This window comes from Cyanobium sp. Morenito 9A2 (assembly GCF_024345575.1).
In the GTDB taxonomy this organism is placed as follows: Bacteria; Cyanobacteriota; Cyanobacteriia; order PCC-6307; family Cyanobiaceae; genus ATX-6F1.
Genome location: NZ_JAGQBJ010000010.1, coordinates 15,243 through 38,658 on the forward strand (window position 1 = coordinate 15,243; position 23,416 = coordinate 38,658).

At 67.6% G+C, this 23,416-nt stretch carries 28 protein-coding genes and 1 pseudogene; 16 read left to right on the forward strand and 13 right to left on the reverse strand.

Translation table 11 applies throughout. From position 1 onward, the window contains the following. Nucleotides 1-64: 64 nt before the first annotated feature. The gene (locus KBY88_RS11900) at nucleotides 65-1,405 is read left to right on the forward strand and encodes an aromatic ring-hydroxylating dioxygenase subunit alpha (protein WP_254940157.1); all 1,341 of its coding nucleotides are present in this window, start codon (nucleotides 65-67) and stop codon (nucleotides 1,403-1,405) included. A gap of 18 nt (nucleotides 1,406-1,423) precedes the next feature. Here the strand turns inward: KBY88_RS11900 and KBY88_RS11905 are convergent, their stop codons facing one another. Both KBY88_RS11905 and KBY88_RS16295 read right to left on the reverse strand, forming a co-directional pair. Next, on the reverse strand, nucleotides 1,424-2,716 hold the full coding sequence (locus tag KBY88_RS11905) for a Y-family DNA polymerase (RefSeq protein ID WP_254940158.1): 1,293 nt from the start codon (nucleotides 2,714-2,716) through the stop codon (nucleotides 1,424-1,426). A gap of 170 nt (nucleotides 2,717-2,886) precedes the next feature. Beyond that, nucleotides 2,887-3,003 (reverse strand): hypothetical protein, encoded by a 117-nt coding sequence (locus tag KBY88_RS16295; RefSeq protein WP_396103059.1) that lies wholly within the window; start codon nucleotides 3,001-3,003, stop codon nucleotides 2,887-2,889. A 79-nt stretch (nucleotides 3,004-3,082) separates the two neighbouring features. On the opposite strand from KBY88_RS16295, the gene KBY88_RS16300 reads away from it, so the two are divergent. Beyond that, on the forward strand, nucleotides 3,083-3,286 hold the full coding sequence (locus KBY88_RS16300; RefSeq protein WP_396103061.1) for a hypothetical protein: 204 nt from the start codon (nucleotides 3,083-3,085) through the stop codon (nucleotides 3,284-3,286). A gap of 131 nt (nucleotides 3,287-3,417) precedes the next feature. Here the strand turns inward: KBY88_RS16300 and KBY88_RS11915 are convergent, their stop codons facing one another. From KBY88_RS11915 to KBY88_RS11925, 3 genes are read right to left on the reverse strand one after another with little or no spacing between them, the layout of a single operon-like run. Beyond that, a complete protein-coding gene (locus tag KBY88_RS11915) occupies nucleotides 3,418-3,807 on the reverse strand; it encodes a LexA family protein (protein ID WP_254940160.1) in 390 nt (129 codons plus the stop codon). Between the two features lie 54 nt (nucleotides 3,808-3,861). After that, the gene (locus KBY88_RS11920) at nucleotides 3,862-4,287 is read right to left on the reverse strand and encodes a hypothetical protein (protein WP_254940161.1); all 426 of its coding nucleotides are present in this window, start codon (nucleotides 4,285-4,287) and stop codon (nucleotides 3,862-3,864) included. Between the two features lies 1 nt (nucleotide 4,288). Continuing rightward, nucleotides 4,289-4,792: a pentapeptide repeat-containing protein gene (locus KBY88_RS11925; RefSeq protein ID WP_254940162.1), complete on the reverse strand. Its 504-nt coding sequence runs from the start codon at nucleotides 4,790-4,792 to the stop codon at nucleotides 4,289-4,291. A 73-nt stretch (nucleotides 4,793-4,865) separates the two neighbouring features. On the opposite strand from KBY88_RS11925, the gene KBY88_RS11930 reads away from it, so the two are divergent. The 7 genes from KBY88_RS11930 (at nucleotide 4,866) to secF (ending at nucleotide 11,020) form a co-directional block, all read left to right on the forward strand. Further along, on the forward strand, nucleotides 4,866-5,228 hold the full coding sequence (locus KBY88_RS11930; protein ID WP_254940163.1) for a YraN family protein: 363 nt from the start codon (nucleotides 4,866-4,868) through the stop codon (nucleotides 5,226-5,228). Nucleotides 5,229-5,265: 37 nt separating this feature from the next. Beyond that, the gene (gene rsmA, locus KBY88_RS11935; RefSeq protein WP_254940164.1) at nucleotides 5,266-6,114 is read left to right on the forward strand and encodes a 16S rRNA (adenine(1518)-N(6)/adenine(1519)-N(6))-dimethyltransferase RsmA; all 849 of its coding nucleotides are present in this window, start codon (nucleotides 5,266-5,268) and stop codon (nucleotides 6,112-6,114) included. Then, nucleotides 6,107-7,045: a 4-(cytidine 5'-diphospho)-2-C-methyl-D-erythritol kinase gene (ispE, locus tag KBY88_RS11940; RefSeq protein ID WP_254940165.1), complete on the forward strand. Its 939-nt coding sequence runs from the start codon at nucleotides 6,107-6,109 to the stop codon at nucleotides 7,043-7,045. Before rsmA ends, ispE begins: the two co-directional genes overlap by 8 nt. Then, nucleotides 7,045-7,440, forward strand: a complete 396-nt coding sequence (locus KBY88_RS11945) for a DUF3082 domain-containing protein (protein WP_254940166.1) — start codon at nucleotides 7,045-7,047, stop codon at nucleotides 7,438-7,440. Before ispE ends, KBY88_RS11945 begins: the two co-directional genes overlap by 1 nt. A gap of 66 nt (nucleotides 7,441-7,506) precedes the next feature. Beyond that, entirely contained in the window at nucleotides 7,507-8,490 is a 984-nt protein-coding gene (locus tag KBY88_RS11950; RefSeq protein WP_254940167.1) for a pyruvate dehydrogenase complex E1 component subunit beta, read from the forward strand. Nucleotide 8,491: 1 nt separating this feature from the next. After that, nucleotides 8,492-10,006 carry a protein translocase subunit SecD gene (secD, locus tag KBY88_RS11955; RefSeq protein ID WP_254940168.1) on the forward strand — a complete coding sequence of 505 codons (1,515 nt, stop codon included), beginning with the start codon at nucleotides 8,492-8,494 and terminating at the stop codon, nucleotides 10,004-10,006. A 3-nt stretch (nucleotides 10,007-10,009) separates the two neighbouring features. Further along, complete coding sequence (gene secF, locus KBY88_RS11960; RefSeq protein ID WP_254940169.1) at nucleotides 10,010-11,020, forward strand: protein translocase subunit SecF; 1,011 nt, start codon at nucleotides 10,010-10,012, stop codon at nucleotides 11,018-11,020. Between the two features lie 189 nt (nucleotides 11,021-11,209). Here secF and KBY88_RS11970 read toward each other — a convergent pair whose 3' ends face one another. The 4 genes from KBY88_RS11970 to mnmH are packed head-to-tail and all read right to left on the reverse strand — an operon-like array spanning nucleotide 11,210 to nucleotide 14,748. Next, nucleotides 11,210-12,226 (reverse strand): AI-2E family transporter, encoded by a 1,017-nt coding sequence (locus KBY88_RS11970; RefSeq protein WP_254940170.1) that lies wholly within the window; start codon nucleotides 12,224-12,226, stop codon nucleotides 11,210-11,212. Continuing rightward, entirely contained in the window at nucleotides 12,223-13,299 is a 1,077-nt protein-coding gene (locus KBY88_RS11975; RefSeq protein ID WP_254940171.1) for an AI-2E family transporter, read from the reverse strand. Before KBY88_RS11975 ends, KBY88_RS11970 begins: the two co-directional genes overlap by 4 nt. Before the next feature lie 6 nt (nucleotides 13,300-13,305). Further along, the gene (gene psb28, locus KBY88_RS11980; protein ID WP_254940172.1) at nucleotides 13,306-13,674 is read right to left on the reverse strand and encodes a photosystem II reaction center protein Psb28; all 369 of its coding nucleotides are present in this window, start codon (nucleotides 13,672-13,674) and stop codon (nucleotides 13,306-13,308) included. Nucleotides 13,675-13,698: 24 nt separating this feature from the next. After that, nucleotides 13,699-14,748, reverse strand: coding sequence for a tRNA 2-selenouridine(34) synthase MnmH (gene mnmH / locus KBY88_RS11985; RefSeq protein ID WP_254940173.1), 1,050 nt, complete (start codon nucleotides 14,746-14,748; stop codon nucleotides 13,699-13,701). Nucleotides 14,749-14,836: 88 nt separating this feature from the next. Between mnmH and KBY88_RS11990 the strand changes: the two genes are divergently transcribed. Next, complete coding sequence (locus KBY88_RS11990) at nucleotides 14,837-15,559, forward strand: GUN4 domain-containing protein (RefSeq protein WP_254940174.1); 723 nt, start codon at nucleotides 14,837-14,839, stop codon at nucleotides 15,557-15,559. A gap of 25 nt (nucleotides 15,560-15,584) precedes the next feature. Continuing rightward, complete coding sequence (locus KBY88_RS11995; protein WP_254940175.1) at nucleotides 15,585-16,037, forward strand: ATP-binding protein; 453 nt, start codon at nucleotides 15,585-15,587, stop codon at nucleotides 16,035-16,037. Here KBY88_RS11995 and KBY88_RS12000 read toward each other — a convergent pair. Further along, nucleotides 15,991-16,308, reverse strand: coding sequence for a DUF6439 family protein (locus tag KBY88_RS12000; protein ID WP_254940176.1), 318 nt, complete (start codon nucleotides 16,306-16,308; stop codon nucleotides 15,991-15,993). The genes KBY88_RS11995 and KBY88_RS12000 overlap by 47 nt on opposite strands. Nucleotides 16,309-16,344: 36 nt before the next feature. Here KBY88_RS12000 and KBY88_RS12005 point away from each other — a divergent pair, with 36 nt between their 5' ends. Then, nucleotides 16,345-16,611: a hypothetical protein gene (locus KBY88_RS12005; protein ID WP_254940177.1), complete on the forward strand. Its 267-nt coding sequence runs from the start codon at nucleotides 16,345-16,347 to the stop codon at nucleotides 16,609-16,611. 25 nt (nucleotides 16,612-16,636) lie between these two features. Here the strand turns inward: KBY88_RS12005 and KBY88_RS12010 are convergent, their stop codons facing one another. Further along, nucleotides 16,637-17,698, reverse strand: coding sequence for a class I SAM-dependent methyltransferase (locus tag KBY88_RS12010; protein ID WP_254940178.1), 1,062 nt, complete (start codon nucleotides 17,696-17,698; stop codon nucleotides 16,637-16,639). A 312-nt stretch (nucleotides 17,699-18,010) separates the two neighbouring features. After that, nucleotides 18,011-19,389 (reverse strand): annotated as a pseudogene (locus tag KBY88_RS12015) (glutamine synthetase beta-grasp domain-containing protein). Here KBY88_RS12015 and KBY88_RS12020 point away from each other — a divergent pair. The 3 genes from KBY88_RS12020 (at nucleotide 19,297) to KBY88_RS12030 (ending at nucleotide 21,420) form a co-directional block, all read left to right on the forward strand. Continuing rightward, nucleotides 19,297-19,491: a hypothetical protein gene (locus KBY88_RS12020; RefSeq protein ID WP_254940254.1), complete on the forward strand. Its 195-nt coding sequence runs from the start codon at nucleotides 19,297-19,299 to the stop codon at nucleotides 19,489-19,491. The pseudogene KBY88_RS12015 and the gene KBY88_RS12020 overlap by 93 nt on opposite strands. Nucleotides 19,492-19,645: 154 nt before the next feature. Continuing rightward, nucleotides 19,646-20,164, forward strand: a complete 519-nt coding sequence (locus tag KBY88_RS12025) for an allophycocyanin subunit beta (protein ID WP_254940179.1) — start codon at nucleotides 19,646-19,648, stop codon at nucleotides 20,162-20,164. A gap of 59 nt (nucleotides 20,165-20,223) precedes the next feature. Next, on the forward strand, nucleotides 20,224-21,420 hold the full coding sequence (locus KBY88_RS12030; protein ID WP_254940180.1) for a pyridoxal-phosphate-dependent aminotransferase family protein: 1,197 nt from the start codon (nucleotides 20,224-20,226) through the stop codon (nucleotides 21,418-21,420). On the opposite strand, the gene KBY88_RS12035 is transcribed toward KBY88_RS12030, so the two are convergent. Beyond that, a complete protein-coding gene (locus KBY88_RS12035; RefSeq protein ID WP_254940181.1) occupies nucleotides 21,380-21,898 on the reverse strand; it encodes a nucleoside deaminase in 519 nt (172 codons plus the stop codon). The genes KBY88_RS12030 and KBY88_RS12035 overlap by 41 nt on opposite strands. A 71-nt stretch (nucleotides 21,899-21,969) precedes the next feature. On the opposite strand from KBY88_RS12035, the gene KBY88_RS12040 reads away from it, so the two are divergent. Next, nucleotides 21,970-23,391, forward strand: a complete 1,422-nt coding sequence (locus KBY88_RS12040) for a pyridoxal phosphate-dependent decarboxylase family protein (RefSeq protein ID WP_254940182.1) — start codon at nucleotides 21,970-21,972, stop codon at nucleotides 23,389-23,391. The last annotated feature ends 25 nt before the right edge of the window (nucleotides 23,392-23,416 follow it).

Genomic DNA, 23,416 nt, shown 5'->3' on the forward strand with positions numbered 1-23,416 from the left:
CAGGGCCCCGACGCGTTCACCCCAGGCTCCTGCCAGCATCAGAGCCCCCCGCCCCCTTCCGGTGATGAGCTCCGTTGCCGATGCGACGATCTGGCGCCGCAGCTGGTACCCGGTGGCGTTCGTCAAGGATCTGCAGCCCGATCGCCCCAGCGCCTTCACCCTCCTCGGCGATGACCTGGTGCTCTGGTTCGATCGCCAGGCGAGCCCGGAGGCCCCCGCCGGTCAGTGGCGTGCCTTCGCCGATGTCTGTCCCCATCGGCTGGTGCCCCTGTCCCAGGGACGCCTCAATGACCGCGGCGAGCTGGAGTGCCCCTACCACGGCTGGAGTTTCAACGGTCAGGGCCACTGCACCGCCATTCCCCAGGCCGACCCCGGCATCAGCCTCGACACCCCCCGCAGCCGCTGCCGCCCCTATGCCACCGCCACCGGCCAGGGGCTGCTGTTCGTCTTCGCCGGCGATCCCGCCGAGGCCGCCAGCGTTCCACTGCCGCTGTTGCCCTGGCTTGAGGACGACCCGGGCAGCTGGACCGTTCAGGACTCCTTCCGCGATCTCCCCTACGACGCCCTGACGCTGCTGGAGAACGTGCTGGACGTCAGCCATGTGCCCTTCACCCACCACGCCACCGTCGGCAAGCGTGAATCGGCGGGGCCGGTGGCCCTGGAGCTCACCTCCAGCGGCCCCGAGGGGTTCACCGGGGTCTGGCCGGAGGGCCCCCGCCAGGGCAGCCTCGGCAGCCAGAGCACCGTGTTTACCGGCCCCTGCCTGATGGTCCATGACCTCCAGGGCAAAGGAGCACTCCGCTTTCAGACGGTCGTCTATGCCACGCCGATCCGGCGCGGGCAGTGCCGCCTGCTCGTGCGTCTGCCCTTCCGTTTCGGCTCCCCCTGGCCGGGGCGGCTGATCAACCTGCGCCCCGAGTGGTTGCAGCATCTGGCGAATCACGTGGTGCTCGAAGACGACCAGTTGTTCCTGCATGCCCAGGAGCGTGTGCTGGAGGAACGCGGCGGCGGCAAGGAGTTGGTGCGCGCCTGTCACCTGCCCACCCGCGCTGACACCTACGTGTGCGCCCTCCATGACTGGGTGAGCGCCGTGGGCGGCGGGCCCTTCGTGGAGGCGCCCCTGCCCGAGCGCCTGGGGGAGACGCCCCTGCTGGAGCGCTACGAGAGCCACACGCGCCACTGCCGCAGCTGCCGCGGCGCCGACCGCCGCCTGGCTCAGCTGCGGCCGATCGCCGCAGTGATCGGCCTGCTGGCCCTGGTGGGGGTGCCCTGGTGGGGGGCCAGCCCGGCGGCCCTGGCCTCCTTGGCTGTGGCGTTTCTCGCTGGCTTGATCTGGCTCCAGGCCGGTCGTTGGCGCCAGCAGCTGCGTCGGGGGCACCCCGAGCCCCCCCGCAACCGCGCCTGATGCCGGCCCAGGCGTCTCTCAGGCCCACACCACCGGCACGTGCTCCAGGCGGGTGGTGGCGGCACCGGAAAGCCGCTCCCGCTTCATCGCCCAGAGCGGATCGAGGCCGCAGGCGGCCCATTGCACCGTGCCCCGGCCGTAGCGGCCGTTGAGCCGGTCCACCGTCTCCATCAGGGCGGCCCGGCGCCCCTGCTGCTCCGGGCTTTGGGGCACCAGCAGGTGCTGCTGCAGCAGCTCCTCCCCCTGCAGCTCCTGCAGCAGCACCCCTGCCTTTTGGAAACGTTTGTGGGGGCGGTACAGGCGCCCCACCAGGGGCAGGGCGGCGGCCAGCAGGACGGCGGTGTCCTGGCTGGCCAGGGGCAGGCGCACGCTGGCGGCCTGGCTGTAGAAGCCGTCGGCGAAGGGGCTGGTGCGGGCGAACACCGTGAGCGCCCCGGCCAGCTGGCGCTGGCGCCGCAGTTTCTCGGCCGCCCGCACCACGTAGCTGGCCACCGCCTGGCGCAGCTCCTCCAGTTCCCCCACGGGCCGGCTGAAGCTGCGGCTCACGCAGGTTTCCTGCTTGGCGGGCACGCCCTGCTGCAGCGGCAGGCAGGCCATCCCCCGCAGCTCCAGCTGCAGCCGCACCCCCACCACGCCGCAGCGGGCGCGCAGCTCACCGCTGGGCATGTCCCGCATCTGGCGGGCGTTGGCGACCCCCCGCAGGCGGCACCAGCGCGAGAGCCTGCGGCCGATGCCCCAGACGTCTTCAATCGCCACCCGCTCCAGCCAATCCTCCAGCTCCCCCGAGCCCGGAGCCCTGCCCAGGTCGAGCACGCCGGCCTGGGCGGGGTTGCCCTTGGCCAGCCGGTTGGCGGCCTTGGCCAGCACCTTGGTGGAGGCCAGGCCGATGGCGATCGGTAGGCCCAGGCTCTGGCGGATGCGGGCGCGCAGCTCCCGGGCCCAGGGGCCCAGGTCGCCGCCGGCGGGGCGGTGCAGCCGGGCGAAGGCCTCGTCGATCGAGTACACCTCCAGTTCCTCGCAGGCCGCCTCCAGCAGCGTCATCAGCCGCTGGCTCATGTCGCCGTAGAGGGCGTAGTTGGAGCTGCGCACCGCCACCCCGTGGCGCTCCAGCACAGGCCGGAGCTTGAAGTAGGGCAGGCCCATGGCGATCCCCAGCCGCCGGGCCTCGGCGCTGCGGGAGACCACCATGCCGTCGTTGTTGGAGAGCACCACCAGCGGCCGCCCCAGCAGGGCCGGATCGAGGGCCTGCTCGCAGGCCGCATAGAAGTTGTTGCCGTCGATCAGGGCGATCGCCTGTCGGAGCCTGACCACCGATCGCTCTCCAGTCAGTTAATGGTAGATCCGTACTGGTCGGCAGCGGGCGCGGTGCTGTCGTTGCCGGGTGGTGCGGGGGCGGCGCTCAGTCGGCCGGCTGCTCGTCCTGGTGGCGGGTGCCGATGCTGATCAGTTCGTCGATGGGGCGCTTGACCGCCGCCCCGCAGTCACCATCGAACTCGACCGGCAGCCACCTGCCGGTCGAGTTCGGCGCAGGCCTCAGCCACGGACCAGGCCGGCTTGTAGGGACGCTGGCTGGTGAGGGCGTCGAGCACGTCGGCCACGGCGACGATGCGGGACGCGAGGGGGATCTGCTCCCCCCGCAGGCCGCGGGGGGCAACCGGAGCCGTCGATCATGTCGTGGTGGCCGCCCACGACCGCCAGCAGCATGTGGGCGGCGGGCAGATTCTCCAGGGCAAATCCCCCCAGCCTCTTGCCGATGATCGACAGGCCCAGATCCACCACGTGGCTCTCCATCCGCTGACGCTCCTCCGGATCGACTGTTCCGGGCTTGAGCAGGAGGCGGTCGGGGATGCCGATCTTGCCGATGTCGTGCAAGGGGGATAGATCGCCCTGGACGATGTGAACCTCACGGAGCCGTGTGCCTCCGTGAGGTGTTGAGGGGTGGCTGGGTGGCTGCGTTCAACCGGGCCACAGCACCGAGGAGATACCTGGCAATCCGGCTCGGCTCCGCCGGATCAGAGCGGGTGGATCACATGCACGGCCACGCCCCAGATCTGCACGTCGCCGCCCTGTTCCAGCTCCAGCTCGATGGGCGGGTAGGCGGGGTGGGCGGCCTCCAGCCGCAGGCGGCCCCGGTGCCAGGCCAGGCGCTTGAGGGTGAAGGCCCCCTCGAAGGCCGCCACCACGATGCGGCCGGGACGCGGCTCCAGACTGCGGTCCACGATCAGCAGGTCGCCGTGCTGGATGCCGGCACCACCCATCGACTCGCCGCTGACCCGCAGAAAGAAGGTGCTGCTGGGGTGGGCGATCAGGTGTTCGTTGAGGTCGATGCCGCTGTCGATGTAGTCGTCGGCGGGGCTGGGGAAGCCGGCCGCCACCGTTTCGGTGACCAGGGGAAGGAGCATCGGGGACGCAGCCGCAGGCGCCCAGGCTAGTACAAATATACCGCTCTGCTGTGCTCAGTCGTCGCCGTCGCCCTCCAGCAACAGCTGCTGGAAGGCTGTGTAGAGCTCCGGGTGCGCGGCGGCGGTGCGGGGATCCCGTTGCCCCAGCACGGTGGGTCGGACCGCCTTGCGCCGGGGAACCTCGGAGCTCGCCGCCGGCGGAGCGAAGGGGCGCGTGCCGGAGGGCTGTGGGCGTTTGAGCGCCTCGACCTGGCGCAGCCGATCGAGCAGATGGGGCGGCACGGTGCCATCCGGGCTCACCTGCATCAGCTCATGGAACAGAGCCTCGGGATCGGTCTCGGTCTCCACCCGGTGACGCCGTTCGCTGGCAGGGGCGGCGGCCGATGGGGTCTGGGCCGGGGGCTCGGGCTTCGGCAGCGGCTGGGGCAGGCGTCGGCCCAGCTCCTGGAGCCGCTCAAGGCTGCGCGGATCAAAGCTCATCTCAGGCGCAACCGAGGGTCTCGCGGGTGGCGCGGCCGGTCACCGGGTTCGTGCCGGAGGCCTGGGCGCAGAGCGTCTTGAGGGCATCGGCGCGCAGGGGCACGTTGGTGAAATCTGCCCCCTCGATCGTGACGTCACGGAATTTGGTGTTGAAGGCGAAGGCGTTTTCCAGCACCGCATCGGTGAGATCGCTGCCCTCGAAGATGGCCGAATCCAGGGTCGTATCGCGCAGGTCGGCGCCCCGGAAGCTGGCGTCCTGGAGCTTGGCCCCGAAGAGGCTGGCGCCGCGCAGGTCAGAACCCGTGAAGTCGGCGTCGCGCAGGTTGGTGAGGTTGAAGGTCACCTCACGAAGGTCGGTGTGGGAGAAATCCTGGCCGATCAGCACCTGCTTGGCGTAGTCCATGGCGGCGAAGGCCGGTGCGCCCAGGCCCGGCATCCACCAGAGCAGCCAGGCCAGCAGCGGGGCCAGCAGGCGAGCGGGCAGGGAAGCCAGCGGAACAGCCATGGCGCTTGGGGCAGCTGCTTGAACCCTAATCACGGTCACCGCGGGGAACTCTGTCAGCAACAGCTGCGGTGCCATGGGAACCAGCCCTGAACAGCGATCGGGCGCCTGGGCCGAGGACTGGGCGCTCGGCCAGCTGGAGGCCGCAGGCTGGAGACTGGTGAGCCGCAACTGGCGCTGCCGTTGGGGGGAGCTGGATCTGCTTGTGGCTAAACCCGGCCGCCTGCTGCTCGTGGAGGTCAAAGGGCGGAGCCGGGCGGGAGCCGATGGCTGGGGGGCCGCTGCGCTCGGGTTCAGCAAGCGCCAGCGGCTGCTGCGCGCCTGGCTGTGCTGGCAGGCCGACCATCCCGAGTGGAGCGGGGCCCAGCTGGAATGGGTGGCGGCCCTGGTGCCCCTGCCACCGGCTCTGGGACCGGTGCGTTGGTTCCGGCTGGAGTGAGCGGGGCGGCAAGGTGGGGGACCGTGCGACGCCACCAATGACCTTCGCGGACCACCGGGCCCGCAAACGCTTTGGTCAGCACTGGCTGATCGATCCAGCGGTGCTGGACCGGATCGTGGCGGCGGCCGGGCTGGAGGCCGGCGACAGGGTGCTGGAAGTGGGCCCGGGCCGGGGTGCCCTCACCCAGCGCTTGCTGGCCTCACCGGCGGCGCTGGTGCGGGCCATGGAGCTTGATCGCGATCTGGTGGCGGGCCTGCGCCAGGCCTTCGGAGCGGATCCCCGCTTCGAGCTCACCGAAGGCGACGCCCTGGCGCTGCCCCTGCCGGAGGCCAACAAAGTGGTGGCCAACATTCCCTACAACATCACCGGCCCGCTGCTGGAGCGGCTGGTGGGTCGGCTGGATCGACCGGCCGAGCGCCCGTACGAGCGCCTGGTGCTGCTGGTGCAACAGGAGGTGGGCGAGCGGATCCGGGCGAAGGCCGGTAGCAGCAGCTTCAGTGCCCTGAGCGTGCGGATGCAGTTGCTGGCCCGCTGTCGCTCCGTCTGCCCGGTGCCGCCCCGATGCTTCCAGCCCAGACCGAAGGTGATGTCGGAGGTGATCACGCTCGAACCCCTGCCCAGCGAGCAGCGCCTGGAGCCGCCCCTGGCGGCCCAGGTGGAACGGCTGCTGCGGGGCGCATTCGCCGCCCGGCGCAAGATGCTGCGCAACACGCTCGCCAGCCTGCTGCCGCCCGATCTCCTGGAGCCCCTCACCGCGGCGGCCGGCATCGACCTGCGCCAGCGGCCCCAGGAGCTGGCAGCGGAGCGCTGGGTGGCCCTGGCGGCGGGCTTGAATCAGGCCTCCGCCACCATCGCCACCGCAGGCCCGTCCCCATCCCATGGCTGATCTGTGCGTCCAGGCCCCGGCCAAGATCAACCTGCACCTGGAGGTGCTGGGTCTGCGGCCCGATGGCTTCCACGAGCTGGCGATGGTGATGCAGACCATCGATCTCGCGGACAGCCTCGAGCTCTCCAGCCGCGATGACGGCCAGATCCGGCTGCGCTGCGACCGGGTGGATCTCCCCACCGATGGCCACAACCTGATCGTCAAAGCGGCTGAGTTGCTGCGGCAGCGGAGCGGCCAGGCCGGGCTGGGGGCCGAGCTCAGCCTCCGCAAGCGCATTCCCATCGGCGCCGGGCTGGCGGGCGGCTCCAGCGATGGCGCCGCCGCCCTGGTGGGTCTCGATCGCCTCTGGAATCTGAACCTGGGCGCCCAGGAGCTGCACCGGCTGGCGGCGGAGCTGGGGTCGGATGTGCCCTTCTGCCTGGAGGGCGGCAGCCGGTTCTGCTTCGGGCGTGGCGAACGGCTTGAACCGCTGCCCCTGGAGGCGCCCCCGCCCTGGGGGGTGTTGTTGATCAAGGATCCTTCAGCCAGCGTCTCCACCCCCTGGGCCTACGGGCGTTGCAAGGCGTTGCGCGGGGATTTCTATCTGGAGCGCGAGGTTGATTTCGAGCAGCGCCGGGCGGTGTTGCGCGCGGGTGCCTTGCGGGCCGCCCTGGCGGGGGTGCGCGCCCTGCCCCTGCCACCCCTGCGCAATGACCTGCAGGCCGTGGTGGAGCCGGACCAGGCCAGCGTGCGCTCTGGGCTGGCGCTGCTGCGGGACGCTCCGGGGACGATGGCCGTGGCGATGAGCGGGTCGGGGCCCAGCCTGTTTGCCCTGTTCCCCAGCCTGGAGATGGCCGAGGCGGCCGGCGCTCAGCTGGCCGGCGCCCTGGAGCGGGGGGGGTTCGAGGCCTGGTGCTGCCGCTTCAGCGGCTCCGGTGTCAGGCTTGGCTGATGGCTGAAATCTCCTCCCCGAAGCCCGAGGGCCCACTGGGCTCCCCAGGCGACACGCCCCCGCCGGTGGCTCCAGCGGGGGCAGCTGGGACCCCCGTCCGGCGCCGCAAGGGGCCACTCAGCTTCCTGTCGGGCTCCATCACCAGCTTCGCCCTCGGTTGGCTGGCGCTTCAGCTCTCCTACCGGTTGCTGGGCTACTACGCCGATCACCCGCCCCACTACGACGCGCGCTTCGCCCAGAGCATCGCCACGTTCATGAAGACGCTGATCCTGGGCATGAGCTTTCTGGCCATCTTCACCTTCGCCTTTGTGGGCCTGGGGTTGCTGGTCACGTTCTTCCGCAGCCTGATGCCCGGCTGGCAGCCGGAGGAGCCGGCAGCACCAGCGACCGACTGAGATAAGTTGGCGAGACCTCTGGCCTGGCCAGAACAGCCCCCGGCCCTGGCCGGTCGATCCTCCACCGTGGCCGAGACTCTTCTCTTCAACGCCCTGCGGGACGCCATCGACGAGGAGATGGCCCGCGATCCCTACGTCTGCGTCTTCGGCGAAGATGTGGGCCAGTACGGCGGCTCCTACAAGGTCACCAAAGACCTCTACGAGAAATACGGCGAGTTGCGGGTGCTGGATACCCCGATCGCGGAGAACAGCTTCACCGGCATGGCCGTGGGCGCGGCGATGACGGGCCTACGCCCGATCGTGGAGGGCATGAACATGGGCTTTCTGCTGCTGGCCTTCAACCAGATTTCCAACAACATGGGGATGCTCCGCTACACAAGCGGCGGCAACTTCACCATTCCCACCGTGGTCCGCGGTCCCGGAGGTGTGGGCCGCCAACTCGGTGCGGAGCACAGCCAGCGCCTGGAGGCCTACTTCCACGCCGTGCCCGGCATCAAGATCGTGGCCGTCAGCACCCCCACCAACGCCAAGGGGCTGATGAAGGCGGCGATCCGCGACAACAACCCGGTGCTGTTCTTCGAGCACGTGCTGCTCTACAACCTCAGTGAGGAACTGCCCGAGGGCGATTACGTCTGCGCCCTTGATCAGGCCGATCTGGTGCGCGAGGGCAAGGACGTGACGATCCTCACCTACTCGCGCATGCGCCACCACTGCCTCAAGGCCGTGGAGCAACTGGAAGCCGAAGGCATCGATGTGGAGCTGATTGATCTGATCAGCCTCAAGCCATTTGACATGCAAACGATCAGCAAGTCGATCCGCAAGACCCACAAAGTGATCGTGGTGGAGGAATGCATGAAGACCGGTGGCATCGGCGCCGAACTGATCGCCCTGATCACGGAGCAGTGTTTCGATGATCTCGATGCCCGTCCCGTGCGCCTCTCCAGCCAGGACATCCCCACCCCCTACAACGGCAAGTTGGAAAATCTGACAATCATTCAGCCCCATCAGATCGTCGAAACCGCTCGCCAACTCAAGGCCGGGCGGATCTGAAATGGCACGACAGCAAGGATGGCTGGCCCTGATCCTGGCCCTGGCCATCAGCGCCGGAGCCCTGCTGGCCGCCTACCCCCTTCAGCTTGGCCTTGATCTGCGCGGTGGCAGTCAGCTCACGCTTGAGGTGCGCCCGGCCGGCGCGATCACCAAGGTCACGCCCGAGCAGCGCGACGCCGTTAAAGAGGTCCTCGAACGTCGCATCAACGGCCTCGGGGTGGCCGAATCCACCCTTCAGACCGTGGGCGACAACCAACTCGTGCTGCAGCTCCCCGGCGAGCAGGACCCGAGCCGCGCCGCCAAGGTGCTCGGCACCACGGCCCTGCTGGAGTTCCGCGCCCAGAAGCCCGGCACCGAGGGCGACATGCAGGGGCTGCTGAAACTCAAGCGCCAGGCCCAATCGGTGCTGGCCCTGGTCAAGGGCCGTAAGAAGCTTGATGCGGAGACAACGCCAGGCGGCCCACCGGCCGCACCGCCCCCCAGTCGGCTCTCCGATGAGGAGCGTGCCAAGGCCCTCAGCGGCCTGGGCCTCAATCTCCCAGACGGCAGCAGCGAAGCCGACCAGCTCGAAGCTCTGCTGAAGGAGGTCAACGGGCGAATCATCGCCCTCTACGAACCACCGTTGCTCACCGGCAAGGATCTGGTCACAGCCGGCCGCCAGCAGCAGCAGAGCGGCCAGGGTTGGGAGGTCACCCTCTCCTTCAACCAGGAAGGGGGCCGCAAGTTCGCCGAGCTCACCAAATCGATCGCCGGCACAGGCCGGTTGCTGGGGATCGTGCTCGATGGCCGCTCGATCAGCGAAGCCAGCGTGGGCCAGGAATTCGCCGTGGCCGGCATCAGTGGCGGTTCGGCCAGCATCACGGGCAACTTCACGGCTGAGGAGTCCAGGGATCTGGAGGTGCAGCTGCGCGGCGGCTCCCTGCCTCTGCCGGTCAAGATCATCGAAGTTCGCACGGTGGGCCCTTCGCTGGGGGCTGAGAACATCCGCTCCAGCCTGCTGGCCGGCCTCTCCGGTTTGGCCCTGGTGGCCGTTTTCATGGTGGTGGTTTACCGGCTTCCAGGCCTGGTGGCGGTGGTGGCCCTGAGCCTCTATGCCCTGTTCAACCTGGCGATCTACGCCCTGATTCCCGTCACTCTCTCGCTGCCGGGCATCGCCGGTTTCATCCTCAGTGTCGGCATGGCGGTGGATGCCAACGTGCTGATCTTCGAGCGCGTGAAGGAGGAACTCCGAGGCGGAAACACCTTGATCCGTTCGATCGATACGGGCTTTTCCCTGGCCTTCTCCTCGATCCTCGACGGGCACGTCACCACCCTGATCAGCTGTATCGCCCTGTTCGCGCTGGGCACCGGCCTGGTGAAAGGATTTGCCGTCACCCTCGGCATTGGGGTGCTGCTGAGCCTGTTCACCGCCCTCAGCTGCACCCGCACCCTCTTACGCCTGCTGATGAGCTACCAGGCAATGCGCCGGTTGCCTTACTTCATCCCCGTCCGCCAGCTCCCCGGTGGAGCCGCCTGATCCATGGTTTCTTCCGTCCCCGTGCGTCCCGCCTCGGCACCGATCCAGCCCCGCTTCCGCATCAACCGTCACCGGGTGTTGTGCTGGTGGATCTCTGGTGTGGCCTGCCTGCTGAGCGTCGTGGGCATGGGGCTCTGTTGGATCAACCCGGCCATCGGCGCCCCCCTCAAGCCGGGCCTCGATTTCACCGGAGGGACGCAGATTCAGCTTGAGCGCCGCTGCGGGGCCGATTGCGGCGCCCTCCAGGCCAGCCAGCTGCGCGGGGATCTCGAGCGGATCACGTTGCCACCCGGCGAGAAAGGCTCTGTTCCCAATCTGGCGGGCGCCTCGGTGCAGCTGCTCGACAAGGGTGAGACCGTCCTGTTGCGGCTGAGCGCCCTTTCCCCGGACCAGACCAACGCGGTGATCGAGGGGCTCAAGCCACGACTCGGCCCGTTGTCAACGAAGGGCACCCAGGTGAACACCATCGGGCCCACGCTCGGGGCCCAGATTCTCACCAGCAGCATTCAATCGTTGCTGGTGAGCTTTTTGCTCATCTCCCTCTACATCACCTTCCGCTACGACCGCATCTACGCCTTCCTGGCCTTGCTCTGCCTGGCCCACGACGTCCTGATCACCTGCGGCCTGTTCGCCTGGCTGGGGCTGATCGGCGGCATCGAGGTCGATACGCTGTTCGCCGTCTCTCTGCTGACCGTGGCGGGCTATTCCGTTACCGACACGGTGGTGGTGTTCGATCGCATCCGCGAGAAGCAGGCGGCCCTGGGCGATCGGCCCGTCGCCGACCAGGTCGATGACGCCGTGGCCGCCACCTTGACCCGCTCCCTCTACACCTCCTTGACGACCTCCCTGCCCTTGCTGGGGCTGATTTTCTTCGGCGGCAGCACCCTGTTTTGGTTCGCCCTGGCCCTGGCCGTCGGCATCGCCGCTGGCAGCTGGTCAAGCATCGCCGTGGCCCCCACCCTGCTGCCATTGATCTGGTCAGCACCGAAACCAAGGCCAGTCGCTACCCCCTGAGATTGCAACGCTTTCCCCTGGTTCCCCTTTTGCTGCTGCTGTTCGCTCTGTTGGACCTGCGCAGTGAAACCGTGCTTCTCCTCCAGCACTTCACCTGGTCCACACTGTCATTTGCCCTCTTCAGCCATCCCCTGGCTGTTCTGGTGCTGATCGCGATGCCGTCGTTGCTGCGGCGTTACAGCCGAGGCACTACGCCAGGGGCTGCGAGCCGTTCCACGGGTCCATGATTTCCTCCACCAGGACCTGCTGGGCCACCACCTGGAGCACCACCACCAGGGGCAAGGCGAGCAGCACCCCAGGGAGACCAAGCAAGGCCCCAAGGCACAGCTGAGCCATCAGAGCCACTGTGGGGAGCAGGTTCACGGTGCGCCTGAGCAGGAGGGGCGTCAGCAGAAAAGCTTCACCGTTCTGCAACAACAACCGCAGCACCAGCACAGGAATCAATTTTTCCGGTGTCAGCAGGGCCACCGCCAGGGGCAGCAGCGTGGCGAACGTGGGGCCGATCGTCGGCACGAAGGTGAGCAGCCCGCAGACCAGGCCGCTCAGGAGTGCCAGCGGCAATCCGAGCCCCGCCAGCCCCGCCCAGGTGAGCAGGAACACGGTGATGGCCGAGACCGTCATGCCCGCCAACCATCCCCCCAGCGCCTGGCGGGCATCGTGGAGAAGATGCTGCATGCGCTTGCGGTAGAAGTTCGGGGTCGCGGCGATCAGCATGCGCTGGTGACTGCGGGGATCGAGGGCCAACAGCAGAGCCAGCAGCGTCATCAGCAGCAGCTGGATCGTGCTGTTGGCGGCCCCACCGGCGACCCCCAGCAGCTGGGCGCCCAAGGGTTGAAGTCGATCGAAAGTCGCCAACGAGTTGAGTTGGTTTTCCAGGCTCTTCAAGCCAGCGTTCTTGCCCACCATGGCGCTGAGCTTGTTCAGCAGCTCCGGCAACAGACTCGCGAATTCGTTGATCTGTTGCAGGAGCTCCGGCAGGAGCAGGGTTGTGATCTGGTAACCCACCACCACGATCACCGTGAGCACAATCACCAGGGCGCTGGGGCGGTTGAGCGGAAAAAGGCGCCGCAACAGGCTGACGGGCACATCCAAGGACACCGCCAGCACCACGGCGCCAAAGAACACCAACAGCACCCAGCGCAGCTCCCAAAGCAGCAGGCCGACCACGACGACAGCCAGCAGCCCCAGCACCTTGCGCGAACTCATGGGCCCAGACGTTGCCGTTTCCAGGGATCCAGCAGATCACGGATCACCGCTTCGCGCATGATCACCTGCAGACAAACCGCCATCGGCAGCGCCAGCAGCAGCCCAAGGGGGCCGAACAGCACGGTGAACAGGAACTGGGCACAGAGGGTCAGCCCAGGAAGCAACTGCAACTGGGCCTGCATCACCGAGGGGGTGATCACGTAGCTCTCCAGGTGTTGGACCACCATGTAAAGCACCAGCACAGCCAGGGCTTTCCAAGGCGATTCCAGGACAGCCACAGCCATCGGGAAGACGGTGCTCATGGTGGGCCCCACGTTGGGAATGATGTTGAGCAGCCCAGCCAGCAGGGCATTGGCCACCACCAACTTCACCCCCAGCAGCATCAGGCCGAAGCCGGAGAGCAGCGCCACCAGGCAGGAGCTGATCAGCACCCCCACCATCCAGTTGCTCAGGGCCTTGCCGCAGAGCTCCAGGACCTGGCGGCCCCTGCGCCGGTAGAACGAGGGCAGCAGCAGGATGGCGACCTCGCGGTAGGCCAGGGGCTGCACGGTGATCATCAAGCTCACCGCCACCACGAACAACAGCTTCACCAGGCCACCGCCGACGTTCCCCGCCGCCAGCCCAAGCAGCCTCAGGGCGCCGGTACCCAGCCCTGAGGCCAGGGCGGCGCCCCCATCACCATTGATCGGCAGGCTTTGTTGCAACCAGCTCCAGCCGCCGTCGCTGCGGCCGTAGATCATCTGGCTTCCCTGGCTCAGCCAGCTGCGCAGGATGGCCAGGATGGCCTGACCCGCTTCGGGCAATTGGCCTAAGAGTTGCGTGAACTGGGCCATGAACGGTGGCAGGACCACCGTGGCCAGCACCACCGCCAGCAACAGGAGCAGCAGGAGGGCGAGCGCCAAGGCCAGAGGGCGACTGATCTCAAGCCGCCTCTGGATCGAACCCACCAGGGTGCAGAGCGCCATCGCCAGCACGAGGGCCGCGAAGATCAGCACAAGCACATCCCGCAGGCTCCAAAGGAGCGCCACGGCGGCGATGGTCGCCGCCAGACCCAGCCAGTCGGCGTACTTCAACCCGAATCAGCCCTCCGTTGGCTCGGGCTCATCCGCCGGCGCATTCGCGGCATAGCCGAGGCCATGGCTGTCGGCGTAGCTCTGGGCAAAGCGCATGAAGCGCTCAAAATCCGCCGTGGTCTTCCAGGTGTAGGTGGCCTCCAGGGCAGTGGCCTTGCCGTTGACGAAACGAGCCTTCACATCACGGGTCACCAGTTCGCCTTCCCCATCAAGCAGGAACATGCCGGTGATGTCACCGAAGGTTTCCGGTGCCAGGGCTTCGGGCTCCTCAAACACGAACAGGGCCTGGCCGGTGCGGCCATCCTTTGAGCGGGTCAGGCGGATGTCGGGCACAACGGGCTCATCGACACCACGAAAGAACTGAATCGCTGCCATGGCCCGCGCCAGCAAAATTCGATCCTAGGCAGCGGTTCGCACCCACCCTTCCTGAACCAGGTGAGCGGCGGATTCAGCGGCCGACAGGTGACCCAGCTCCACCCGTCGTACCGACCCAGCGTCCGAGGGCCGCTGACGGGCCAAGTCATGGTCGTAACAACGGTCGTAATAGTCGAGCATCTGGCGGCAGGCACCGGCCCAATCCTGGGCGGCCAGGGCTTCGAGGGCAGCGGCCGTGCGCTGGGGGCCCAGGCGCTTGGAGATCCGCACGGTCGCCTGCTCCAACCCCTGCGGGCTCTGGCAGCCGTAGTCGAGCACCAGGCGCTGCAGGCGGTTCTCCATGGGTCGCTCGATCGCCACCACCGGTGCCATCCCCATGTGCTGCCAGAGGGCAGCGGGGATGCGGCAGCGTCCCACCTGGGATGATTCGGCCTCCAGCCAGATCTCTCGGGCGCCGCTGTGGCGCTGGAGTTCGTTCGCCAACAGGTTTTCAAACTGCTCGCTGCTGGGTTGGGGGGCCTGGCCCAGGCCACCAAAGCTGCTCCCCCGGTGCTGGGCCAGCCCCTCCAGGTCCACCACCGCCACCCCGAGGGCGGCCAGGGCGAGCAACAGCTCGGTCTTGCCGCTGCCGGTACGACCGCCGAGCAGCCGAAGAGGCCAGCTCTGCTCGAAGCGCTCCAGCACCCAGCGGCGGTAGGCCTTGTAGCCCCCCTCCAGCAGAAGAACGGGCAGATCAAGGGTGCCCGCCAGCCAGGCAACGCTGGCCGAACGCATCCCGCCGCGCCAACAGAGCAGTCGCAGGGGCGTTCCTGGTTCGCTGGGCGCCGCCTGGGCCAGCAGTGCGTCGGCGAGCTCCGTCAGCCTCGGGCCCACCAGCTGCAGCCCCAGATGCACGGCTCGCTGGCGGCCCACCTGCTTGTAGGTGGTGCCCACGGCCGCCCGTTCGGCATCGTTGAACAGCGGCACATTGACAGCCCCGATCACGTGGCCCTGAGCGAATTCCGCCGGGCTGCGCACATCAAGCAGGGGGCCGTCCTGCTCAAGAAAGGGCGTCACCGGCAGGCGGTTCAACATCGGCAACGGGTGCTTCGGACCCAGGCCTGGCCTGGGTTGGCCTGACATAGTGGGCCATGCTGGCGCACCGAGATGCCGGCCCGTCACCATGCTCTCCGGCCCCCCCGTTTCCTCAGCCCTGAGCGCCGATCAGCTGCTGGATCAGTTCCTCGGCGCCTCGGTGCGCCAGCGGCGTGGCTTGCTTCCTTCGCTGATCGATCGCCGCCAGGAGTGGCGGCCGCTGGTGGAGGAGCGTCTGAGGGACTGCGACCCCGAGGGCGACGACTGGGGGCCCGGCGCCCTGATCCAGCTGCTGCTCGACGATGACGACGCCCTCAGCCAGGCATTCCTGGCGCGGCACCCGGTCGGTTGGCTGCGGGCCCCCAGTGGCCAGGGCCTGGACCATGGGCCATTGCAACGCCAGCTGATGCAGCAACACTTCGAGGCGGCCGACCGGATGACGAGCGAAACGCTGCGCCGGTTGGCCGGTGCGGAAGCGGTGCGGCGCGGCTACGTCTACTACAGCGAGGTGGAGGGAATCAGCGGCACTGACCTTGTGAGCCTCGATCGGCTCTGGAGTGTCTATTCCCGAGGGCGTTTTGGTTTTTCGGTGCAATCCAGGCTTCTGCTCGCCCAGGGGGGACGCTGGGAGCGCCTCTGGCCCCGCCTTGGCTGGAAGCAAGAGGGGGTATGGACCCGCTACCCCTCGGCCTTCACCTGGAGCATCGACGCCCCCGAAGGGCACATGCCCCTGATCAACCAGCTGCGCGGTGTGCGCCTGATGGATGCCCTGCTGGCCCATCCGGCCCTGAAGGCGCGCGTCGAGGGTTAGGGTCAAAACTGATTGATCGAGCGGAATGGCGTTGCGCTGGGCCGACTTCATCACTCCGTCGACCCTGCGGTTGGCCCCCCTGGTGGAGCTGTTGCTGGAGCCCATCAGCAAGCCCGACCAGCTGGAACGGCTGCAACTGGGTTTGCAGGAGGCTCTGGTGAACGCGGTGCGCCACGGCAATGGTTGTGATCCACGCAAATGCCTGCGCATTCGCCGCATCGTCAGTCCGCGCTGGTTCGTCTGGCAGATCCAGGATGAGGGCGACGGGGTGCCCGCCCACGCCCGCTTGAGCCAGCTCCCCGAACGCAGCGATGTGGCCTGTGGTCGGGGCTTTTTTCTGATTCAGCACTGCTTCGACGACGTGCGCTGGAGCGGCCGGGGCAACCGTCTGCAGCTGGCCGTTCGTCGCTCCCCTTCGATCGCCGCGCGGCTCATCGTCCGTGGCTCGGACAGCCGGGATCTTTCCGCTCCCGTCTGAGCCAGCCCAGGGCGTGCTCCGCCAGTTCGATTGCCTGACGGCGGGAGGGCTCTCGATCGATCCCGCTGGCAGCCTGGGCACTCAGCAGCTGCACCAGGGCGGCGGCCAGTTGCTCAGCGCCCCGGCGATCGGCCTGGCTCTTGAGGGCATGCCAATCGCGTTCCTGAATCGTGAGCAGCCTGTGCAGTGCCAGCGCCGCCTCGGCACTGCCTTCGGGCCAGCCGGAAGGGTTGGAGACAGCGCGCGGCGCTTGGGCGATCGGTTCGGGCACTGGACGTTGGGGGCAGCCAAGGGCCATCCTGATGCCATGGCCCCGCGCACCCCCCACCCGACCGGTCGTTGGTTGCATGTGCTGAGCGTTTTGCTGGGTCAGGTGAGCCGCGTTGATCGGCTCTCCGCTGACGACACCAGTGTCACCAGCCGGCGCCTGCGCCAACGGCTCTCCACCGCCCAGCGGCTGCTGGATCCCCTCCCCCAGGCCCTCCGGGGAACCGATTGGAGTGAGAACGTGCTCTGGACAGCCCTGCGCTGGGGTGGTGGTGGCCTTCTCCTGGCCGTTTGGTTGCACCGTTGATCACCCGCTTGAGTCGGTTCGCGATTCAGAGGGCAACCTTGCGGCCGCTCCAGACCCTGGTCATGAAATGGGTCTCACCTGCCACACACTCGAAGCCGGCTGCGCGCATGTGGCCTTCGATGTCGTCGGCGATGTAGTCGCGGTAGTAGGGCTCGTGGAACACGCGCCGGAAGTTCTCCATCACGGGCATGAACTGGGGTGAATCGGCGATCTGCACGGAGTCGGCCAGCACCAGCACCCCGCCGGGCTCCAGCACCCGGAAGCATTCCTGAAGCACCGTCGCCCGGGCTTCGCGGGGCAGCTCATGGAGCAGGAACACGCAGGTGACGGCCTGCATGGAGCCGCCAGCGAAGGGCATCTGCTCGGCGTTGGCCTGCACGAGCTGGGGAAGTTCGTGGGGCTGCTGGCTGAGCCAACGGTTGGCCTGGCGCAGGTAGGAGGCCGAGAGGTCGAGGCCCACCAGCTGGGCCTCCGGCAGGGCGCCGCGGATCTGGCGCAGGGTGCGGCCGGTACCCGTGGCCACATCGAGCACGCGCAGCTGGCGGCTGGAGCGATCGGCGAAGGCGCGCAGACCGCGCACCAGGGGCTGGAGCATCCGACGACGCATCGGATCAGCACTGCCGTTGAACAGGATCTCCACCTGCAGGTCATAGAGAGCGGCGGAATGGTCGCTGAGGTAGCCGTCGGTCTGGTGGTGGAAGTTCTGCAGGTAGTAGCCCGGGTAGTCCTCGGCACGCACATCGGATGGCAGATCACGCACCTTGCGCTGGCTTCGGCGGTTCCAGATCGCGGGCATGTCCAGCCACACCAGCGGATAGCGGGCGGCCCAATCGAGCCAGGGGGCATCGAAGAGCAGGGAGGCTGGATACAGCCCCTGCTCCGCCTCGTCCCAGTCGAGGGCCAGGAGCTGCTCCATCGAAGCTCGCAGGGATTCCAGCACCTCCAGGGGCACCGGAACCGTCCGGGGGGCGTTGGCCGGGTCAAGCAGCCCCATCAGGCGGGTGCTGAGCTCCTTATGGGCCAGCCCCATCAGGCTTTTGCCCTGTTGCAGGGTCTGATACGCCAGCTTGGTGACCAGATCCGGCATGGGGGCTCCGAGGTGATCACCCATTCCAACCGATGCGGTGCCAGCAGCGTGACCGGGATCGCTCCGGGATGGGTCGGTGCAGGGAGCAAGACAGGGTGAAGCGTGGCATCTGTGGGAACCATTCAGGAGCACCGGCCCCACCCCTGACAGGTGCGCGCAGTTCACCATGGACACCAACTCCGATCGACCGGCTGGATCGGTGCTGGGGGTGCCGCTGGCCCGGACCCGCCACCAGACCATGGCCTGGACCTTCGGAACAGCGCCCTGAAGGATCAGCTCCGACACGGATGGACACGACTCGCTGGCGTGCGCTCAGGCGTCGTTGAAGAGGCTGAATTCGAAGGGATAGGGGCGCTGGCGCAGTTGCTGCTCCTCTTCGCGTGTCAGGCCGATCCAGTGGCTGATGAAGGCTTAGCTGAACACACCTCCCGCCAGGAGATAGTCCTGGTCGGCCTCCCGTGCGTCCAACGCGCCGCTCTGGCAGGTGCACCCTGGTGAACTTGGCCAACGCCCCGGGAGCAAGCTCGAACGGATCCCCATCGGTGCCATCGCCTGGATCGATCTGGTCCCTGATGCCATCGAGACCCGCCAGGAGGAGGGCGCTGAAGGCCAGGTAAGGGTTGGCCGATGCATCGCCGGTGCGGAATTCCAGGCGTTTGCCCCTGGGGCAGGGGCCCGTGGGCGGGAGGCCCACGGCCGCCGCGCGATGGCCCTGGGAACAGACCAGATTCGCCGGTGCCTCGACCCCCCGCTCCAGACGCCCGTAGCTGTTGGGGGTCGTGAAGGCCATGAAGCTGGGGGCATGCTTGAGCAGACCACCGATGGACCAACGGGCGGTCTGGCAGAGATTGGCGTAGCGGCCCTCGCCGTGGAACAGGGGCTGACCAGCATTCCCAAGGCGTGGTGCACGTGCACGCCGCTGCCATTGTCAGCGGCCATGGGTCTGGGCCTGAATGTGGCGGTCTTGGCGTGTCGGTGCGCCCCATGGCGCACCACGAACTTGTCAATCATCACGTTGTCCGCGGCAGGGATCAGCTAGGCGAACCCCATGCCCAACTCCTGTCGGCCTGAGGCCGCCACCCCATGGTGGTGCTTTTCAATCGGTCCACCCAGTTGGCCCAGGGTGAGCAGCATCTCGCTGCGGATGTCCTGGAACGTGTCGTTGGGGGCGACGGGAAAGGAACCGTGATTGGAGTTCATCTTGCTGCCCAGATTGCCGCCCTCCTCGAGCCTGACGCTGTTCCAGAGGGCTTCGATCGAATCAACGCTGTAGCAGGCCCCGCCTTCACTGAAGTTGTAGCCAACATCTTCGAAGAGGAAGAACTCGGGATCGGGTGCGAACAGCTCGGTATCGGCCAGGTCCTGCTGCGCAGGTTTTCGAAGGCCCTCGGGGCCAGGGAACGCCGGCAGCGGCCGTAGGGCTGGCCGTGGCGGGGCTCCTGGATCCAGGCGATCAGACTGAGGGTCCTGTGGCGAAAGAAAGGATCGATCCAGGCAGTAACCGGTTCGGGCACTATCGCCATGGCCGATTCATTGATGGTCTTCCAACCGCGAATCGAGGAGCCATTTATGGGCTGCCCTTCGCTGAAGGAGCCGGCATGGATCAGATCGCCATGCACCGTCCGGTGCTGCCATTTCCCGCGCAGATCGGAGAACTGGAGGTCAATCAGTTCAATCCCCCCGACCTTGATCAGACGGACCACCTCCTGGACGGTCTTGGCCAGGGAGGGGTCGCGCAGGCGCGGAAGGTCAGCCCCCCCCCGGCGGGGAAGCGGCAGACCCCTTTTTTGTAGGTCTCACTACTTTCTTGGTGGTGCCGGCGCGGTCGGGGTCGCCGTCTTCGCTTGAGTAACCGTTTCTGTCAGCTTCGTCAGATCCTCTGGGGAGACTGGGTTTTTGCGCATTGGCGGGTGCTAGTTTCCGCGCAGGTGCGTCGATCCAATCCCCATGCGTGATGCCATCACGGGCCTGATCGGCCGTTATGACCAGCTGGGTCGCTATCTCGATCGCGATGCCCTTGAGAGGGCTGCCACCTATTACGGAGAGTCGGAGGCTCGCTTGGCTGCCGCTGCGCTTATCAACCGTGAGGCCGGTGAAATCGTGCGCGAGGCCAGCCAACGGCTGTTCGCCCAAGACCCAGAGCTGCTGCTTCCCGGTGGTAATGCTTACACCACCCGTCGCTGGGCGGCCTGCCTCCGGGACCTCGACTACTTCCTGCGCTACGCCAGCTATGCCCTGGTTGCTGACGATCCCGAGATCCTCGATGAGCGCGTGCTCAACGGCCTGGGTGACACCTACAAAAGCCTCGGGGTCCCCACTGGTCCGTCGGTGCGCGGCATTTCCCTGCTGGGTGATGTGGTGATCGAGATGCTGGCCGATGCCGGCCTCACGCAGACCGCCCTGGTGCGGGTTCCCTTTGATCATCTGGCCAGGGGCCTGGCGGACACGAATGTGCGCGCCCGCTGAGCCGGGGGGCGTTCCCTTCGCTGATTAGGCTCCATCCACGCTTCTTCCCCGTTCAGGACTTGGCCCTCTTCCCACCTTCTCCCCCCGTGAGCGATCGACACAGGCTTCAGCTCGATCCCATCGCCACGCCCGATCGACTGTTGCTGGGACCAGGCCCCTCCAACGCTCATCCCACCGTGCTAGCGGCCCTGGCCCGCAACCCCATCGGTCATCTCGATCCGCTCTACATCGAGCTGATGGGTGAGGTGCAGGACCTGCTGCGCTACGCCTGGCAAACCGAGAACCGCCTCACCCTTCCGATGAGCGGCACCGGCAGTGCCGCCATGGAGGCCACCATGGCCAACATGATCGAACCGGGTGACAAGGTTCTGGTGGCCGTCATGGGCTACTTCGGACTGCGCTTGGTGGACATGGCCGAGCGCTACCGGGCCGAAGTTCACACCATCGAACGCCCCTGGGGTGAAGCTTTCAGCCTGGAGGAACTCCAGGCCGCGCTCGCACTCCACCAGCCGGCGATCCTGGCGCTGGTCCATGCCGAAACATCCACCGGTGTGCTGCAGCCCATGGAGGGCATCGGCGAGCTCTGCCGTCGCCACGGCACCCTGCTCATCCTCGACACGGTGACTTCCCTGGGGGCCGTGCCCGTCCACCTCGATGCCTGGGGCGTTGATCTGGCCTACAGCTGCAGCCAGAAGGGCCTCAGCTGCCCCCCGGGCCTCGGTCCATTCACCATGGGTCCCAGAGCCGAGGCCAAGCTCAGCGCACGCGGCGGCAAGGTGCCCAACTGGTATCTGGATGTGTCATTGCTGAACCAATACTGGGGCAGCAACAGGGTTTATCACCACACCGCCCCGGTGAACATGAACTTCGGCATGCGCGAGGCCCTGCGTCTCCTGGCCGATGAGGGCATCGAGAACGCCTGGGCCCGCCACCGTCGCAACGCCGAGCGCCTTTGGGTGGGTCTTGAGCGGCTGGGCCTGGAATTGCACGTGCCGGAATCCCTGCGTCTGCCCACCCTCACCACCGTGCGCATCCCAGAGGGTGTCGATGGCAGGGCCTTCTGCCTGCACCTGCTCAACACCCACGGCATCGAAGTTGGTGGAGGCCTTGGTGCCCTGGCCGGCAAGGTCTGGCGTATCGGCCTGATGGGCTACAACAGCACCCCAGAAAACGTGGATCTGCTGCTGGATCTGCTTGAGCGGGAACTGCCCTCCTTCAAGGCCGCTCAGCCTGCCGTTGCTGCCGTCGCCGCCTGAACCAGCTCTCCAGCAGCTGGCGATTCGCCATCGCCTCCACCGACCCCACCACCTCCATCTGATGGTGGGCGCTCGGATCGGTCGAGAGATCCAGGCAGCTGCCCAAGGCCCCACGTTTGGGGTCAGGGGCTCCAAACACCACCCGCCCCATCCGCGCCTGCACCAGGGCACCGGCGCACATGGGGCAGGGCTCCAGGGTGACCAGCAGAGTGCAGTCGTTGAATCGCCAGTCCCCCCGCAGCCGGGCGGCCCGCAGCAGCGCCACCAGTTCAGCGTGACCAAGGGGATCAGCCTGGCGTTCGCGCCGGTTGCTGCCGAAGGCCAGGGCCTGGCCCCGGCTGTCAAGGATCACCGCCGCCACAGGAATCTCGCCACGCTCGCCGATGCGGGCGGCCAGGCGAATCAACCTTGTCATCCAGAGTCGTTGCAACGGCTCACCCAGCGGGCAAAGAGACCGCTCAAACGTCACCGGGGCCATCCGCATCAGCAGGGCTGGGGCCTCAGGTTGGCACCCGGCAGGGGACAATGACCTGCCCTCCCTCCGTGTCCTTGGCCGTCACGCCCCAGTTGGAACCAGGCGGCGAGCCGCTGCCCTTTGCCGCCCCGGCCCAGCGGGATCCGGCCCTGGAGGAGTTTCTGGCCGAGGCTTCCACCCTGTTGACCCGCTGGCTGGCCACGGCGGAGCAGCGCCCGCCGCTGCCGGCCCTGAGCGTGATGCCAGCAGTGGAACCTGAGGCCTGGGGACTCAGCAGCGAGCGTTTGCTGGGGGATCTGCAGCTGGTCATGGAGGGCGCCTTCAACGCCAACCATCCCGGCGCCATCGCCCACCTCGACCCACCACCCCTGGCAGCCTCGGTCGTGGCGGAGCTGATCTGCGCTGGCATGAACAACAACCTGCTCGCCGAGGAGCTTTCCCCCAGCCTCAGTCGCCTGGAACGCAGCCTCTGCGCTTGGCTGGCTCGTCAGCTGGGCCTCGGTGAGACCTCCGGCGGTGTGCTCGCCAGCGGCGGCAGCCTCAGCAACCTCACCGCCCTGGTGACGGCACGCCATCGCCGGGGTCTGGCCCAAAACCCCCGGGCCGTGGTGCTGGCCAGCGCCGATGCCCACGTGTCCCTCAACAAGGCGATCGCCGTGATGGGGTTGCCACCGGAGGCGCTTGTGACCGTGCCGGTGGATGCCTGCGGCCGCCTCGATCCGACCCTGGCCGCCGATCGGCTGCGGGACCTGGAGACGGCAGGGCGGCCGGTGCTGGCCCTGGTGGCCACGGCCGGAACGACTGTGCGGGGGGCGGTGGATCCCCTGAGCGACCTGGCGGCGCTCTGCCGGCCGGCGGGGGTCTGGCTCCATGTCGATGGTGCCATCGGGGCAGTCTGCGGCCTGAGTCCGCGCCACCGCCATCGTGTCGAGGGGCTGGGGCTGGCCGATTCGATCACGATCAACCCCCAGAAGCTGCTGGGGATCACCAAGACGTCCTCTGCCCTGTTGCTGCGCGAGCCAGAGACGCTGCCCGCGGCCTTCGGCACGGGTCTGCCCTACATGGAGCCCAGCTGGGGCGAGGCCCATGGGGGAGAATGCGGCCTGCAGGGCACCCGTTCCGGGGAGATTCTCAAGCTTTGGCTGGGCCTGCGTCAGCTGGGGCTCGGGGGCATCGAGGCGGTGATCGATGGCGCCATCGAGCGTCGGCGTTGTCTGCAGGGTTTGCTGAATCCCCTGGCGTTGGATCTGGTCAGTGGTCCGATGCACCTGCTCGCCTTTGCACCCACGGGCGCCGATCCCGACCAGGCCGAGCGCTGGGCACGGCACACGCGCCAACGGTTGCTGGAGCGCCATTTGATGCTTTCACGTCCCCTGTATGGCGGCCGCCATCACCTCAAGGCCGTGCTGGGCAATCCCCACACCCGCGAGGAGCATCTGGGCGCGGTGGCTGACGTCGTGAACGCCTCGCTCGTCGATGGAGCGCTGGGGCCTTGACTGGCAACGACGGGAAACACAACCG